A 17,320-nucleotide genomic window follows, 5' to 3' on the forward strand; every position below is an offset into this window, starting at 1 on the left:
ACAGTATCTTAGAGCATTTCAGCTACGCCGAGAGCTGTTTCGGAAACCCGGCCGAGATGCTCTCAAATACGCTGTTCGAGCAACTCTGTGAAATCAACAATGTGCTACGGATGAGCGAAAGTACAAACAGGAGGCGAGTATAGATGAGGATATGGCATCAGCATTGGCAGACGAATCGTGTGAAGCGTGTAACTCAGAGGACGAACCGCTCACGGAGTCCGAATACGCGGAGTACCTTGCCGAACTCGACGAAGACGTGTGGGAAGTAGTAGACGAACACCACCTCAAAGGGACCTACGAGTTCGACGATTTTCGTGACGCACTCGAGTTTACCTACGAAGTCGGCGAACTCGCCGAGGAAGAATAGCATCATCCAGATATCCACCTCCAGTGGGGAGAGGTAAAAATCGAGATGTGGACGCACAAGATCGACGGCCTCCACAAAACCGACTTCGTGATGGCGGCACGAATGGATCGAATCCACGAAGAGTACGCCCCAGAGTAACGATACTATATACGACGCCCGAATCCACGGGTATTTACGTTGGGACCGCCAGTTTTCACGTAACCGAAATACGCGTTGTCCCCGGGAAGGTCAAGAAGTCCAGATACATCGACTAATGGTCACAGATTGACCTGCTGTCGAAGCCAGCTTCACACCGGCTCTCCTTCACCAGGCGGACTTTGACGAGTTCTGGGATCGCTCTGATCGGACCCCGACTATGGAAATCGAAATCGCAACTATTGGCGGCTACGAGGAAGTCGGCCGCCAGATGACAGCCGTCCGTGCCGGCGACGACATCGTCGTCTTCGACATGGGTCTCAACCTCTCGAAAGTACTGATTCACGACAACCTCCAGACGGAGGAGATGCACTCGCTCGACCTCATCGACATGGGTGCCATCCCTGACGACCGGGTGATGAGCGACCTCGAGGGCGACGTACAAGCGATCGTCCCGACGCACGGTCACCTCGATCACATCGGTGCAATCAGCAAACTGGCGCATCGCTACGACGCTCCGATCGTCGCCGCGCCGTTCACCCTCGAACTCGTCAAGGAAGAGATCCAAGACGAGGGGAAGTTCCAGGTCCAGAACGACCTCATTGAGATGGACGCCGGCGAGACGATGCCAATCGGCGAACGGTGTGAACTGGAGTTCGTCAACGTCACGCACTCCATCATCAACGCCATCAACCCAGTCCTCCACACGCCCGAAGGTGCCATCGTCTACGGGCTGGACAAACGCATCGACCACACCCCCGTTATCGGTGACCCCATCGATATGAAGCGGTTCCGCGAAATCGGCCGCGAGGGTGAAGGCGTTCTCTGTTACATCGAGGACTGCACCAACGCGAACAAGAAGGGACGAACGCCGAGCGAAGCTGTCGCGCGGAGCCAACTCCGGGACGTCATCCAAAGCCTCGAAGACTACGACGGCGGGATCGTCGCGACGACGTTCTCGAGCCACATCGCTCGCGTCACGAGTCTGGTCGAATTCGCCGAAGAGATCGGGCGCCAGCCCGTCCTGCTCGGCCGGTCGATGGAGAAGTACTCGGGGACGGCCGAGCGCGTCGGCGCTGCGACCTTCCCCGACGACCTCGGCATGTACGGGCACCGGAAGTCCGTCGATCGGGCCTTCAAGCGAATCATGAACGAAGGTAAGGAGAACTACCTCCCGGTCGTAACGGGCCACCAGGGCGAGCCGCGCGCGATGCTCACGCGGATGGGACGCGGCGAGACCCCGTACGAACTTGACGACGGCGACAAGGTCATCTTCTCGGCTCGTGTGATTCCGGAGCCGACGAACGAGGGGCAGCGCTACCAGTCCGAGAAGCTTCTCGGGATGCAGGGTGCGCGTATCTACGACGACGTCCACGTCTCCGGCCATCTTTCCCAGGAGGGCCACTACGCGATGCTCGATGCGCTTCAACCGCAGCACGTGATCCCGTCACACCAGGACATGAAGGGGTATTCTGGCTATGTCGACCTCGCCGCAAAGCAGGGCTACAAACTGGGGCGTGATCTCCACGTCACCTCGAACGGGAACATCCTCCAGTTGGTCTAACCTCAAGCGAAGAGATCAGCTCGGGAAATAACAACTGGTTTCCCGAGTCTGTCGTATCGTAAGAGTATGCAGGACGAACGCCTCGACGTCGAACTCGACTTCGGTGAGGATGGACTGATTCCCGCGATTGCACAGGACGCCGAGACGGGTGACGTGCTGATGCTCGCGTACGTGTCCCCGGAGGCGCTCGCGGAAACCCAGAACACGGGGCTTGCTCACTACTACTCTCGGAGTCGCGACGAACTCTGGCAGAAAGGCGGCTCCAGTGGACATGTCCAACAGGTAAAGGAAATCCGCGTCGACTGTGATGGTGATGCGCTTCTCTATCGAATCGACCAGGAAGGTGGAGCGTGTCACACGGGCTATCGCTCCTGCTTCTATCGAACGATCGAAGGCGAGACCGTCGGCGAGAAAGTCTTTGAACCGGACGAGGTCTACGAATAGCGGTTGTGTCGGCGTGAAATAGCAGGAGGTGGATTTGAACCACCGATCTCCAGGTCATGAGCCTGGTGGAATCTCCGAGCTATCCTATCCCGCTACATACTACTCTACGAAAGTCGCGGATAAGCGTTGAGAAGTCGTCTTCGTGTGGGAATTAGTCACTCGATTTGTCGCTCGACTGCGTCCATCGCCAAACAACCTCGCCGGATGTAGCTGTGTATTCGCCCTTCGATCGGGCACTACAATTCTCACACACCAGCGTGAAAATTCCATACTCGTCGGTCTCAACCTCCTGTTGGGTACTGCAGTCCGGGCAGGTTACAGTTGAGTCAGCCATTGTCAGTAGCGCACCTATGGAGCAGCCGTGCCCTCGAGCCGAGTCTTATCGAGGATATTCCCGACAACTGCATCTACGAGTTCCTCTTTTTCTGTCACAGAGGGGAGCCCGAGCGTGGTCTCTAGGGCGTATAAACGGAAGCGGTAGGTCTGTTCCTGGCCGGTCGGGTTGGGTCCACCGTATCCGTGTTCTCCAAAGTCGTTTTGACCTTCTGTCGCCTGTTCGGGATCCCACCCTTCAGGAATCTCTTCCCGTGTTGGCGGAATATCCCACACGAGCCAATGGTTCCAGACATCTTTGCTCGAGGAACTGGGGTTCGGGCTATCGACGATCAACACCAGCGAAGCGCTCTCCGCTGGAACACCTTCGATTGTCAGTGGCGGGTTGATGTTCTCCTCCGTATAGCCGTAGCGATCCGGAATCCGACCGCCATCCTCGAACGCCGGACTTCGTAAGATCAGGTCTGTCATATGTCATCACCGTCTGGCGTATCGACTCCGATACGAAAGACATGTAGGAATTCTATGGCCGGCTGAAAAAGCTTCGTAAGCCGTTAAGAGCAAACACTGTACGAGACAATAGATAATTCAATCACAAATCAATTTCTTCGAGGGCTTCAGTAGCTACGTCTCCGAGCTCACCAGCTTCAATATGCGAGTACCGCTCTCGAACCATCTCCTCCGAGTTGTCGAGGTAACGGGCTGCTACAGTGTATCCGAAAGCCCGGACGAGCACCTCACCCATCCCGCGGCGCCCCCCATGAGGTGCAAGATAGTCGTGTTTCGGATGGGCGATGTCGATTTCGGCGGCCTCCGAGAACCGTTGGAGAATCGACCGTGCGCCGTCCGTCGTGATTGACGGCGGCCGAATGTCCTCATCGAGCGCAAGCAGGAGGTCCCGAGCGTACACCTCACGCCGCTCGTCGATTGCATCCGGGCGTTCTCCTCGTTCGGCTAGCTCTTCCGAGAGGAGCTCCGCGAGCGTCCGTTGGTCGAACGTCGGAAACACCGGCCACCGCTCCGTCGGTGGGTTCATCAGCTGGCGATAACTTCGCAGCGGAGAAATCACTGGATCGGGGAGACTCGCGGCGTCCCACTGCTGTTTCTTCCGGTAGACGTCCATACTCCCGTCGTCAAGGGAGAGGTCCTCCCAGCGGACGCCGCGCCGGCGTGGGTCGTTTGGGTCCCGAAGGAGTTCCCCGACCCGAACGGCGGTGTACGCGAGAACGAACACCAAAGCCCGGTCACGAGCCGCCTTCAGCGCCTCGTAGCGTGCTCGCTGCTTGTCGAGAGTGTCAGTATCCTCTGGGAGTGTCGTGTACGCCTCGACGGCGTCACGAGCCCGTTCGTCGACGTGGCGGGTGAGGGCGTGGCGCTGTTCGGACGTCCAGGCCTGCTGGTCACCGGGCTTGCGGCCGTCGTCCTCCGGCAACGGCGCCATCGCACTCGCCCGCTGCGCGTAGTGGGCCTCAAGATATCCTTCGTTGACGCACCAGCCGCACCACGCAGAGATATAGCGATAATAGGTTTGTACCGTATTCTGCTTGAGTCCCCGATCTCCACCGAGATGTCGGGCGTACTCCCGAAACACGCGTTCGTCGAGATCGTCGAAGGTTGGTTTGCGGTCGACATCGTCGGAGACGATCCCGGTCCAGTCGTCGGCGCCGCGGTCGCCGGCGGCCCACTCGGCGAACCGTTCGAGCTCGCGTGCAGCGTTACGTCGATAGTTCCCACCGTCGCCGCCGCGGCCTTTCCCCTTGTCTTGGAGGTAGCGCTCGAAGCTATCGTCGAGCGGCGTCGAAAGCGCTCGATCAGGCATCCACCGGCCCTCCACCGTCCTGTAGACCCGGTCTCGGTGCCGCTACCCCGGGGGAAGCGCCGTCGTGAGGCGGTTGCAGCATTCGTGCTTCACCGACGGCGGCGGGGTACTTCAAAGTGGTCGTGATTACGCTGATAATCACGACCACATTGTAGGATATCCCTCCACGCTGAAAATAAGAGTATCCGACATGGTACAATACAGGTCCCAACTGCCATCGACGATTCGTATCTAAACTGTTATTCGGAAAGAGCTACACAGGAATTGTAACAGGAACGATTTCCGGATGGAAATTGCTGACACTATCTCATGTGATTTCTACAGGTCTCATAACTGGGAAGGACGAGAAGAATCCAGAATTCACATCTATAAAAATAATGCAAATGTGGGTCTCGATATCGAGACGGCTTACATAGGCGACAACAGAAAGACCGAGGAAATTACCAGTCTGGAAATCAGCCAGATGGATCTGGAGACAGTCCAGCTCATTCAGACTTACCTTGGTGACTGGCTTCAGAACGATGATCCAGAGCCAGCGGAACTAACAACCTCACCGGTAGAAGGGACATACGAGGATAGCTCCGGGAAACAGGAGGTTCACAATCTCCAGGTTCAGATTACGCTTGATGGATTTCGGATCCTAGCACTGTCTTCAGGTCGGAAACCAGTCGCCAATGCAGTCCGCATCCCTCCAACAGACAGAGTACATGATGATGATGAGGTTGGTAACTGCCACTACTTGAATCGCTTATACAGCTTGATTGAAATATTCCTTGCGGGTATTCAGGAAGAAAACCGTGATGTGTTGCAGGGCACGCAGTATCTCCTCAATCCTGAAACACATCTTCATTCTGCGGTCCCCGTGGAGTGTATCAACCGACTGGAAGATGACGACTATACAGGCGTTATACAGGCCGCCGGCACAGCTCTTGAAGAAATCCTGGAAAAACACAGCCCTGACGACATAGTAGCGAACACGGGAAGTGCTAGTGATCTGGCGAACCGAGCATTCAGAGCAAATGATCCAGCGTTTGAGTGGGGACACACTGACGGGGAACAGAAGGGACTGATGTTTTTGTATTCTGGTGCATTCAAAGCATTTCGAAATCCAGTGAGCCACCCTCGTGGTGATTCTGATCGAAATAGATTCCTTGATGATATTGATGAGCGTGATGCCCTTGATGCTCTCTGCCTGTTCAATTTCCTCATTCGTCGTCTTGAGGTATATAGCACAACCGCCCTAGAGCGTGAAGAAACCTGACCGGTTTCTGAACTGACTCTCATCGAAACAGGGACAGGGCCGAGGAAATCACCATTTCCAGCTTACTGACACAGTCCTTATAGATATCTGACCGTTTATGGTAACATTACAGAGTAATCTCTTCTGCTGCCTCCGAATTCAACAGGAAATCACAGAGACTTATGAATTGGACTGTCTCAGTCTGCCCGAGCAAGACGCCCAGTTCTAGATAGCGACCGAAGCCGTAGTCTGTAACGTTTGCACTCCCAACATACACTGCCCGCTCGTCGAAGGTCATTATCTTGGCGTGGAGTGTGAATTCCGGGATTGAACCATCCTGTCGACGCTCACTGGCAGGCAGGTCCTCATCCCAGACAGTGTAATCAACGGTCCTGAGATTGGCACCGACACCGCATTCGCGAGCCCGCTGTGCGAATTTACTTATAACGGCGTAGTTGTAGGAGTCCGAGTCCCGCAGATATCGCGTGACAATCGTCAGCTCGACGCCCCGTTCCAGCGCGTCCAGCAGAACGCCGGCCAGCCGGTCAAACCCATCCTCCTCGAAGAACGGCGACAGGAGTCGGATATGTTCGCTACTCCGTTTGATCTCGCTGGTCAGCGTTGACATGAGAGCATCCATTCCAAACGCCGATGGTGTGGTCTGGTCAAATGTCGGGTCAGTTGGGAATGTCACCAGTGGTGTAGCCTCCGTCTCTGGGTGCCGTTCATGATATGCTGCCACAACCTGGATGGCATCCCGCGCCGCATCGAGCGCACCACGGAGTGACTCGGCGTCAACAGTGTACCGACTCTCGACAATCGGTGTCGTATGTGATTCCCTGTGGATGGCTCCAGCCTGGTTCAGCTGTCGAAACAGATCGCCAGCTGCGTCCCGGGAGAGTGGTGTGTCACGTCCGACTGCTGCTGGCGTGATAGACACTGACCGGCCTGCAGCCACGAGCAGATGACCCTCAACCTCATCGAGTACCGCCTGCTCATGTCCGACTATTTCTGCGATCGCGAGTGCGCGGTCGGCTGTTGTCAACTCATCAGTCATAATCCAGTGTATTTCTGTTTCAATCTCGCTGGTGCTGGCCAATTGGGGTCACCGCTACAGCTCCCAGAACCCACGGATGTCCCGGTCTGTGTTGGGACGACTCCCGTAGAGATAGTCCCGGGCTAGGACCTGATTGAAGTACGAGCAGCTGATTTCGCTAACGTGCAGGCAGGACAGACAGGCACCGCCTCGCTGCGAGCAGACCGGGTCCATCATGCAGTCGTTCCCGTGGGCGTGGGCCTGACCCAGCAGATTATCCAGTTGCTGCTCGACCATCGTCGTCATGCCGCCGATGTTGAACTCCTCGCGATTGTTGGTGTAGATGACCAGCGACAGCGCCCGTGGGAACAGGAACTCGCTAAGGTTCGTCCGGTCGAACCCGCTGATAGTGCTGGCCTGTTTGAGCAGGATATGCGAGAGGGTGTGCATTAGCTCGAAGACGTATTTTGTGACCTGCCCCTCGACATCGTCCTCGGTGCTGGTCTCGAAGCGGCCATAGCCATCGACCGGGTCGAGATGGTTCAGCAGGAACGACCACTGTTCGGCGCGTGTGAGACTGTCGATCTCGCTGCGGGCCATTTCGATGGCTGCATCGTCCGGATCAGGCGGTATCTCGGGCAACGTGACTGGCCCGCGGACGGCATCGGGGTCGCTCGTGTCCGGGATATTGACTGCAAGCCACAGCAACACTGCAGCCGGGTCTAGATCGAACTGTGTCGCCTCCGTTTCCGAGGTATCCACAAATATTGGCGTCCCATCGCCGCTGCTGGCGTTCTGCGAGAACGCATTGAGTCTTGCCTCGTCCTCCTCGCGGCCACCCCGGGTGTAGCCGTAGACGAACGTCTGGACCGGAAAATCCTCGATGACACGAACGGCGTCCATACCGAGTCGCTCGAGCACATCAAAGTAGGTCCCGATCTTGTCGGCCTTTCGCGGGAAGCCACTGCCGAGTGCGTCCTCGCGGAGGTCGGTCAGCGAATGTGTCGTCAGGTCCTCGAGACTGAGCACATACTGCAGGAGTTCATCGCCAGCATCGGTCATCTCGTCGGCGTCCTCACCGGTCTCCAGCAAAATCAGCTTCTCGAGGAGTTCGCCGATTGTCTGGCTGTCTATCTCCCCGTTTTCACGCAGCCAGGTCTCGGCCTCCGCAAGCGAATCGACATCGTCCTCGGTCTGGTAGACCTCGATTTTCCGGTCATCATCGATCTCGGCCCCCTCGAGGGGCTCGGCGAGGTCAACGGACTGGAGGCGTCGGTCGGTCAGTTCGAGCAGCTTCGCAATCGAGCGCTGTGATCCACTCTCGCTCCCGCGGAGATGGCCGATCCCCGCAGTGTGGAGGTTCACGGTTGTCAGGTAATGCGGGTAGTAGGTCGAGCCCGCACGGTGGACCGTGGTGTACATCTTGTCATCATCCGGATCTGCAGCGGATGGTGGAAGATAGTCACAGTTGCAGCTCTGTCCGTAACTGACCCGCCTTGTCCAGCCACAGCCACCGACCTTACATCGCCACAGGAAGTTCTGGGCACGCTGGCTGTTTTGGTCGTCGAGTATGATATGTTGATCGCCATGGTCGGGACATTGCCCGGGATAGAGCCGTCGCAGTTCGCCACAGCTGTGCACACTGACGAACTGGTACTGCTCGAGGTCGCCAGGACAGCCAGAGCGCGTACACGTCAGGCTCTGGTTCTGGTCGCTCAGGTCGTCTGCCGAGTAGTAGCCATGGGCCTTGTCACAGACATTGCAGGCGAACGTTGTCGGGAACGGCTTCGCACGAACCTCGTCGGGTTCGGCGAAGTCGTAGTGGTCGGGATTGCTCGAGTTGAACCCCTGCTCGCCTCCCTCCCAGTTTTTGGCCCGGGCGAATACGCGGTCGACGATGTACTGCCGGTCGACCTGCCCGCTCGCATCAGTCGTTTCGAGTCGGTTCACCTGCCAGATGCCGCGCTTGTCGCTGTAGTCGAAGGTGTTCCCCGGAAGGAACTGGTACAGAACCTGCTGACGGCTACGTTCCATGCTCATTGTTGGTTACCTGTTGTCCAGCGTCTCGAATATCTCGCGGTAGGAGTACTCCGACCGGATGCTCAGCTGATCGTCCACGTCGCGCAGACTCCGCATCGGCGAGCGCTTGATTCGCTCGCTCGTCCACTGGGAATCATCGAGCCGTAGCTGTGACACCGCTTCGCGGGTCAGGTCCTCGACGTTGCCCATGAACTCCTCGTGGTCGTCCACATCACCATACATGTCCCTGAGTTGCTGTGTCAGGGTTGCCTCGTTGACCGAATCAACGAATTCCTCGGCATTATCGCCGAAGTACAGCATGTCGACATCGTCCTCGTACATGTAGTGATTGAGCAACAGCCCCATGAACAGCCCGGGATGGGTTTGCTTGACGCTGTTTTTCGCCCAGCGGTTGATCGGTACCGGCTCGACAAGCCGGTCAAGGAAGGCATGATACTTCTCGAAGAAATGGTAGTGGCTCAGGTCACGCTCCCGGATCGGGTGGGCAACGTTGAACACCAGTCCGGGCTTCGAGCGACCGGCCCGTGAACTCGCTTGGATGTACTCGGCAGTCCCGCGTGGCATCCCGAAGAACGCCATCATGTTGAAGCGGCTGACGTCGACGCCGTGGGCGATCATGCTCGTTGCTGTAATCGTGTTCAACCGGCTGGCCAGTAGCCAGGCCAGCCCCTCCCGGACCTCTTTGGAGGCCTCGCTGCGGTCACCATCAAATTGCGCACTGTCGACCTGTTGATTGGTTTCATCAAGGCTCTGTTCCAGAGTGGCACGGAGATCGAGGACGTCGTCCTCGATATCTGCCTCCAACACCCCCCGGTCGATGAGGTCTGCGAGTATCTGCTGGTCGGCTTCCTCGTCCCAGGGTTCCTCGACAGTATCCAGAACCTCCATGATGGTCTCGAAGCCAGTCCCTCCAGTCATTCGCTTGGCAGCCAGTCCCGGCCGTCCGTCTTTCCGGAGATAGGCGTTGAGCTGGGAGACGATGGACTGGTCGAGCCGGTCGCCGTCCTTCTTCGAGAGGAGATACGTGATACTCGTACTGTAGTAAGTCAGTAACGACAGCACTTCATCGATACTGTCGGCCTCGAGTGGTTCATCCGTACTGGTCCCCTCGAGCCCCGAACCGTCAAGCAGCTGGTCCGGGTCATTCAGCGCCTCCCGGAACAGATTCTGAACTTCCTGATGATAGTAAAATAGCAGATCGATAATCGAGTTAATATGGGTCTTGCCATGGGGCACGAGCCCGATGTAGTATCGCTGGGTCTCTGGCTGCTCTTGGGCGTAGAAATTCTCCCGGAGGTACGGGCCGGGCGACGGGAACCGCTCGGCCGGGCGCAGGAACAGATTGTGGACCTGGTCCTCAAAGCCAGTGATCGTCGCTGTCGGGGCGATGATCTTTGTCTGGCCAGCATCGGCGAAATCCTGCAGTGCACCGACGCCCGTCTCGTAATGGCCATCGAAGCTCCCCATACTCTCTTCGAGCAGGTGGAGTTCGTCGGGGACCATGATTTCCGGTGCCGGGTCGTAGGGTTCGACCGGCGTTTTCATATCGTTGAATTCGTCGTTGTCCAGCGAGCAACCGTACTTCTCGGTACACTCGTCCAGACTGGCAAAACCATGCATCGGGCACTCCGAGTCCATCTTGCCGGTCAGGAGGTGTGCGACCTTCCGCTGATAACCAATGGCCGTGATCTTGTCTATTGTCCCGGCCAGAATCGTCGGGGCGTAGCGGTAGAGTTCGTTGTCGACGACATGGACCGGAAGCTCGTCCTCTGCGTATGGCTCGCTGATATCCTGTGGCCGTTCCTGCCAGGGACAGTCGAACGAACTCCCAGTGCAGTAATGCGATAGCCGGTGGTTGTCCCCCGGATCATCATCAGTGCTCACCCGCATCTTCACCTCCGAACCACATGCGGGACAGCTTGGGACCACCTTGGCGTCCTCGCGGAGCGATTCACCGTTCTGTCCCTGATATTTCTCGTAGTTGCTGTTGTCGTACCCGGTCAGTGCGTTCGGCGTGTTGGCCTTCCCGACGAGATAGCCCACCGAGAACGGCCGCGATGGATGTGATCCGATATCCGCCTGTTCCCGGCGGACAAGGTCGGCAAATATGACCGTCTCGGACATCCGCTGGAGCTGCTGCAGTGAGAGCAACCGCAGCGGGAACCGTGTCCAAGCGGCGACACCGAAGTCCTTCCCGCGGATGCGGTCGAAGAACATGCTCCAGACAGCGACACCGAGGAAAGCCTCTGTCTTGCCACCGCCAGTCGGAAACCACAGCACATCGACGATGTCCAGTGCCGAATCCGCATCCTCGGCTAGGTCATCGGTGTTGCCCTCGCGCCACTCGACCTCCTCCCAGCCGCTGTGTTCCCGGCTCGCGATATCGGGCACCTGCATGACGATAAAGACGAGCTGGAAAAGTCGCCACCCCGGGAACTCGTGCATCCGGTCCATCGACTCGTTCATCAGCTCGAACGCTCTGCCGACAGTGTCGGGGTGCTGCCGGAGACAGCGGATGCCGCGCTCGAATCGGATGATCTCGCGCTCGAAGGCCGCCCTGTCCTCGTTGAAATCAGCGAGGTCACCGTCATCCGGGTCATCGTCCCAGTCCTCGCGTTCCCGGTACTGTTCGAGGGCGGCATCGTACTCCTCGTCGAGGTAGTCGCGCATCTCCGTGGTAACGGTGTCCAGCACATCGAATCCCCCGTTCTGCAGGTCGGCCAGCGTCTCGAAATGGGCCTCGACCTCCCGGTCAGCCGACTCGTAGACCAGCTGCCGATACTCGGGAATGAACTGGGTCTCCAGATGGGTCGCGGTGGGCGTAGCAGCCGGCGCGCGACGTCCGGGTGGTCGACCCGTTTCGTCGACCTCTTGGTCGGTTCTGTCCGGTGCTGTGACGGTGCAGTTCCGTCCATGGCCCCAGAGATCCCGGTTGTACCGGAAATCCTCGGGTAACGGATCAAAGGTGAACGGAACGAACTCTAGGTCCCCAGTTGTCTGGAGGTCCATGTTTACCTCGAACAGGGTCGGGTCACGGATCGTGTAGATAGCGTCCTCGCGAGACTGGACAGCCGTGTTGGCGACCTCGAGGTCGACGATCATGCTCCCGTCACTGTTCTCCCGGTCGGGCGTGACCGACATGTTCAGGTTGGCTCGCCAGTCGGGCAGGGTCACGCTCCCGTCGTCTGCACGCTCGGCGAGATACCCCCGGAAGCTCTGCTCGTCCTCGAGTGCGGCCGTCGGAACCGTATCATCGTCGTCGGTATCAGCGTAGAGGTCGAAGTTCGCTCTCGCGTAGTCTCTGGCGTCCTCGAACGCTGCCTGGAAGGCATCCCTGGACCGTTCGCTGACGACCTCCGGTGTCTCGCGCGTATGGCCTTGGAGTACGCGAGCCGGGATCCGTATCTCGGGGATGTCCAGTTCGATGCGCTCGAACACTGGCAGGAGCTGGTCGCCCTCGTCATCGTCATCGCGGTCACCCAGTGCCACGAAAGAGTCACGATCGACCATCTCCTCGTAGGTCGGGTTCACGCGGACCCAGACGCTGGCTGTCACCGTCAGGACGAGAGCATCCTCTTCGTCGCCGCCCCTGACCCGGACAGTTGCACCCAGACCACTGGGCTCCATTTTCGACTGAAGATCATCGTCCGGATCGTCAAGCTGGTCGTCGCTGCCTGGCGCGAGGGCCCCGGCGAAAAACCGGTCGCTGGGGAAGTCCCGGCGAATCCGCTCGTCAATGTCCCCTCGCACACGCTCGAGGACGCGTTTCCGGAGATGGCGGGCGATCCGCTCCTCGTCCAGTGGCGGTCCGTCTGTCTCGTGTTGGCTATCGGATTGCGGCTGTGACATATTATTTGATGATACGGTCAAGCTGGTCGTCCGGGATGTTGGTCGGTCTGAATACCGGGCCCAGCGCGTTGATACTCCGGTCAACGTACTCCCCAGTCATTAATTTACCACCCTCAGTGGAGGAGAAGCCACGGCGATAGACTCAATAACTCACAGACGGCGTGTGATATTTCTATGATGTCGATCTCGAAAACACTTATGTGGCTGTCTGGAAACGAACTGGTATCACGCGCAGTCAGGAGATGGCATCGCTCTCTGTCTCTGGCTGTCATCATCACTCATGCAAACATCGCTCACCTATCGCACGAACCGCGACCTGTTCTCGAATCACTATCTCGACGAGCATCTTCCCGAAACCGAGGAGTGGGACCAGGTCGGCGAGGCTGACCTCCGAGAAGCGTACAGCGACATCAAAGAACTCTGGGACCGCGAGAAGGATACCGCGCCCAAGCGCAACGAGTCCCAGCTCGAGGAGAAGTTCATCCGGCCGATGTTCCGGAAGCTGGGGATTCCCTTCGAGGTCGAGGAGAGTACCAGCCGGACCCAGCGTCGGCCCGACTACGGCTTCTTCGAGTCTGAGGACGCCGCACGCGGTGCGTTTGAGCGCCGTGAGGAAGGTGGTGACTTCTACAGAAATGCTATCGCGGTCGCTGACGCCAAGCGCTGGGGTCGTCCGCTCGATACTCGGGGCAGTGGCGAACACGAACGGGACTTCGAGAACCCGAGCTACCAGATTCACGTCTATCTGCAGGAGACAGCGGCGCGGTGGGCCGTCCTGACAGACGGGAAGAAGTGGCGGCTCTACTACGGCCCGACAAGCCATCGCCTCGACTCATATTACGAGGTGGATCTGCCGACCGTCCTTGAGAAGGGCGATCTTGAGGATTTCAAATACTTCTACCTCTTCTTCAGGCAGGGTGCATTCCTTGAGGACTCCAGCGGCGAGTGCTTCCTAGACGAGGTCTATGACGAGTCCAACGTCTTCGCCCAAGAGTTAGGAGAGGACCTCCAAGACAACATCTACGAGGCGATCAAGGTCCTCTCCGAGGGGTTCATGCAGTATCCGGACAACGACCTCTCCGAAGACGATCTTGACCGCATTCACGACAGTTCGCTCATCTACCTCTACCGGCTCATCTTCGTTCTCTACGCCGAAAGTGAGGGCCGTGACCTGCTCGACACGAATAACGAGATCTATGAGGAATCCTACAGCCTGAATTCGCTCAAGCAGGACATCGCCGAGGAACGGGACAGCTCGAATCCGAAGTATCGTGACTGGCAAGACAACCTCTGGGATCGGTTGGACGAGCTGTTCAAACTCATCGACCAAGGGAGCAAGTCGCGGGGTATCCCCGAAGAGGACCTCTATATCCCAGCGTACAACGGTGGGCTGTTCAGAACCGATCCCGACGAAGACGACAGCGTCGAAGCCCGGTTCCTCGCGAATCATCAGGTGGGCGACGCCTACCTCGCGGAGGTCATCGAACTACTTACTCGGAGTCAGAACGGCAACGGTGGTGGGAAGATCTTCGTCGACTACTCGTCGCTGGACGTCCGCCATCTCGGGAGCATCTACGAGGGCCTTCTCGAGTATCAGCTCAACGTTGCCGACGAGCCGCTCACGCTGGAAGACGGTGAGTATGTCCCTGCTGGCGAGGATGACGAGGTGATCGTTGAGGAGGGAGAAGTTCACCTAACGACTGGGTCTGGCGAACGCAAAGCCACAGGCTCGTACTACACGCCGGAGTACGTCGTTGAGTATATCGTCGAGGAGACGCTCGAACCGCTCGTCACTGACATCCGGAATGACCTTATGGCCCAGAGTGCCCGCGGTGAACGTGGCTTCGCAGCGGAATTCGCAGAGCGAATCTTCGATCTCAAGATTCTCGATCCGGCGATGGGAAGTGGCCACTTCCTGACGAGTGCTGTTGATTACCTTGCTCGGGAGATAATTGATGCTCAAGAGCGCCAAGCTGCACAGCAGGGCATTGAGACCGTCGATGAGAACCACGATATCAACTGGGCCCGCCGGCAGGTCGCTCAACGTTGTATCTACGGCGTCGATCTGAATCCGCTCGCTGTGGAACTGGCGAAGGTGTCGCTATGGCTTCGGACGCTTGCAGCTGAACAACCGTTGGCGTTCTTGGATCACCACCTGAAGACAGGAAATTCGCTTGTTGGGAGTGATATTGAGGAGATTGAGGAATTAGAATCGGAAGGTGGGGGGGATGGTCAAAATGCATCGCTGGCCGATTTCGGTGTTGCCCGGAAAGGTACAATTGAGCAACTGATGCGAATATACGAGGATTTCATCGCAATTGAGAACCAGGATCTTGCAGATATCAAGGAAATGGAATCGAAATATGACGAGTTCGAACGGAACAAACTACGGCAGCGTCTCGAGGCTATGGCCAATGTTCGAACTGCACGTGACTTTGGCTTAGATAATCTTCCTGATGGTGTATTTGAGGATATGGCTGCTGCATTGGAAGACGATGGAAAATGGGGAGAGATTGCAGAAACCGACTGGTTCAAAACAGCCGAAAAATGGGCCGGTGACTCTCAGTATTTCCACTGGAAATTAGAGTTCCCTGAAGTGTTCTATACTATGGGAGGCGATCAGAAAAGCCAGGACGGCTTTGACGCGATACTGGGAAATCCTCCATATATTATATTCAAGATGCTTTCTGATAACATTCGGGATTATTATAGAGATAACTTTGACACTTTCAAAATGAAGGGTGACGTCTACGTCCTATTCATGGAACTTGCATCCGATCTCCTACGTGATAACGGCTTTACTGGGTATATTGTTCAAAATAAGTTCACAAAGGCAAAGTATGGTTCCAATCTCAGAAATAAATTGTCCTCTCAAGAGACTGTAAGAGAGATCATTGATTTCCACGATTCTCCGGTGTTTGAAATTACTGCGTATCCAATGATTGTCCTTCGTCAGAAAGCAGATCCACCTGCTGATCACAAATTCACATGGCGAGATATTCGAGAGTCTGAGCAAAAGTCTATTGAGCGCTCTCTCAAGTCTGACGAAACTGGCTGGGAAATCACCCAATCCGATCTTGGAACGGACGTCTGGCACCCATTCGTTTCTGATGATGTTGTAGCTGCAGACACTGTTCCTGTTGAGGAATTTGCTGACCAAATTGGTCAGGGTGCGATTCCTGGAAATACAGAAGTGTACATTGTTGATGAGGAAACTGTAGAGGAGTATGATCTTGAAGAGGAATATGTAAAGCGAGTTCTCAGAGGGGGGGACGTGAAGCAATTCGTTATGGAATCACCCGAGAATCTCTCACAGCTTATCTATCCATATGATGTCATAGATGGCGAGCCAGAACTGGCGGATCCTGAGCAGATTCCAAATATTATCTCCTATCTTGAGAATTTCAAATCAGATCTTGTTGAGAGGAAAAACTATGGCGAAAGGTTAGTTGATCAGGGGTATGAATGGTATGAACTGCGATATGAAGCCCCGGGAATGCTTAATGAAAAGATCGCATTCCCAGATATCTCCCCAGAAAATAGATTTGCCTTCGATCAAAATGGGGAATTTGCGTGTTTAGACACAGTCTATTATGCTGTTAGAGGTAATTCTCTCCCGTCATATGATAGCCGCTACCTTACGGCGGTACTCAACAGTAATCTATTGGATTATCTCTTTGACCGGATGTCGCCGAAAGTTCGAGGAGGATATAGGCGATATAAGACTCAGTACGTCGAGAGCCTCCCAATACCCGCGATTGATTTCACCGACCGGCATCAAGATACTACAGATTCTACTGACCAAATTGAGACTGTCTGTAAAGAAGTGTCTGAAGGAAATCGAGTAGTAGAAGATGCGCTAAAACAGATCTCCTCGGATAGAGAAAACAAATTTGTACTCCATGATACTCTGTGTCACCTTGCGGATTTAATCTCCAATCTTGAGAAAGAGAGGCGGAACTATAATCTCAATCTTCTTGATTATCTGGGATCTTATGATGACGGAGAGAAGCTTCGGGAATTCCCTGGATATCAACCGGCTAGTGGTGTTTCCGAAACGATTCTATCGGAAACAACTGAAACAAGAGATAATCTCAGAATTGGAGATGTCAAGATATCCCGGACAAACCTCAAAGTGACAATAGAGGCTTCTGCACGATACAAGCCTGAGGATCCAGAAGATTATGAGACAGATCGCTGGGGCTATACTGAGACTGACCACTATCCGGTTATGGAATTTGTTGGAATTGATGAATTACAGTCTGATTTGTTGGTTGAATTTGTAGATTATGCAACGACTGAGGGTGATGGTTTTGCTGGGTTCCGAGAGACAGCCACGAAAAGGAACTCCCTGGTTGATAGACTGGGTGAGATGGCACTGTCTAGTTGAGGGATTGAGAAGTGAGCAGGCCGTAGCGAGAAGTGTTCATGCAACTCGCAGACCTGCTCAGAGAAACGTTGGAAATGGACAGCCAAGACGTTTGGGAGAACGA

General features: G+C 56.1%; 9 protein-coding genes, 1 tRNA gene and 1 pseudogene. 5 read left to right on the forward strand and 6 right to left on the reverse strand.

Features of this window, described 5'->3' with window-relative positions; translation table 11 throughout:
- Positions 1 to 151 precede the first annotated feature (151 nt).
- From VI234_RS20615 to hisI, 3 genes and pseudogenes are all read left to right on the forward strand, one after another.
- Positions 152 to 505: pseudogene (locus tag VI234_RS20615) on the forward strand (4a-hydroxytetrahydrobiopterin dehydratase).
- A gap of 217 nt (positions 506 to 722) precedes the next feature.
- Positions 723 to 2,066 carry a ribonuclease J gene (locus tag VI234_RS20620; RefSeq protein WP_336331141.1) on the forward strand — a complete coding sequence of 448 codons (1,344 nt, stop codon included), beginning with the start codon at positions 723 to 725 and terminating at the stop codon, positions 2,064 to 2,066.
- A 66-nt stretch (positions 2,067 to 2,132) separates the two neighbouring features.
- Positions 2,133 to 2,510 carry a phosphoribosyl-AMP cyclohydrolase gene (hisI, locus tag VI234_RS20625; protein WP_336331142.1) on the forward strand — a complete coding sequence of 126 codons (378 nt, stop codon included), beginning with the start codon at positions 2,133 to 2,135 and terminating at the stop codon, positions 2,508 to 2,510.
- Between the two features lie 19 nt (positions 2,511 to 2,529).
- On the opposite strand, the gene VI234_RS20630 is transcribed toward hisI, so the two are convergent.
- The 3 genes from VI234_RS20630 to VI234_RS20640 all read right to left on the reverse strand — a co-directional run bounded on the left by VI234_RS20630 (position 2,530) and on the right by VI234_RS20640 (position 4,662).
- Positions 2,530 to 2,604, reverse strand: a tRNA-Met gene (locus VI234_RS20630).
- Between the two features lie 254 nt (positions 2,605 to 2,858).
- Complete coding sequence (locus tag VI234_RS20635) at positions 2,859 to 3,314, reverse strand: YbhB/YbcL family Raf kinase inhibitor-like protein (protein ID WP_336331143.1); 456 nt, start codon at positions 3,312 to 3,314, stop codon at positions 2,859 to 2,861.
- 121 nt (positions 3,315 to 3,435) lie between these two features.
- A complete protein-coding gene (locus tag VI234_RS20640) occupies positions 3,436 to 4,662 on the reverse strand; it encodes a phage integrase SAM-like domain-containing protein (protein WP_336331144.1) in 1,227 nt (408 codons plus the stop codon).
- Between the two features lie 286 nt (positions 4,663 to 4,948).
- Here VI234_RS20640 and VI234_RS20645 point away from each other — a divergent pair, with 286 nt between their 5' ends.
- The gene (locus VI234_RS20645) at positions 4,949 to 5,923 is read left to right on the forward strand and encodes a TIGR02391 family protein (protein ID WP_336331145.1); all 975 of its coding nucleotides are present in this window, start codon (positions 4,949 to 4,951) and stop codon (positions 5,921 to 5,923) included.
- 106 nt (positions 5,924 to 6,029) lie between these two features.
- On the opposite strand, the gene VI234_RS20650 is transcribed toward VI234_RS20645, so the two are convergent.
- From VI234_RS20650 to VI234_RS20660, 3 genes are read right to left on the reverse strand one after another with little or no spacing between them, the layout of a single operon-like run.
- Positions 6,030 to 6,959 (reverse strand): phospholipase D-like domain-containing protein, encoded by a 930-nt coding sequence (locus VI234_RS20650; RefSeq protein ID WP_336331146.1) that lies wholly within the window; start codon positions 6,957 to 6,959, stop codon positions 6,030 to 6,032.
- A 54-nt stretch (positions 6,960 to 7,013) separates the two neighbouring features.
- Positions 7,014 to 8,978, reverse strand: a complete 1,965-nt coding sequence (locus VI234_RS20655) for a hypothetical protein (RefSeq protein WP_336331147.1) — start codon at positions 8,976 to 8,978, stop codon at positions 7,014 to 7,016.
- 6 nt (positions 8,979 to 8,984) lie between these two features.
- Entirely contained in the window at positions 8,985 to 12,827 is a 3,843-nt protein-coding gene (locus tag VI234_RS20660; protein WP_336331148.1) for a helicase-related protein, read from the reverse strand.
- Positions 12,828 to 13,107: 280 nt separating this feature from the next.
- Here VI234_RS20660 and VI234_RS20665 point away from each other — a divergent pair, with 280 nt between their 5' ends.
- The gene (locus VI234_RS20665) at positions 13,108 to 17,217 is read left to right on the forward strand and encodes an Eco57I restriction-modification methylase domain-containing protein (protein ID WP_336331149.1); all 4,110 of its coding nucleotides are present in this window, start codon (positions 13,108 to 13,110) and stop codon (positions 17,215 to 17,217) included.
- Positions 17,218 to 17,320 lie beyond the last annotated feature (103 nt).

It is taken from the genome of Haloarcula sp. CGMCC 1.2071 (assembly GCF_037078445.1).
Lineage (GTDB): Archaea > Halobacteriota > Halobacteria > Halobacteriales > Haloarculaceae > Haloarcula > Haloarcula amylolytica.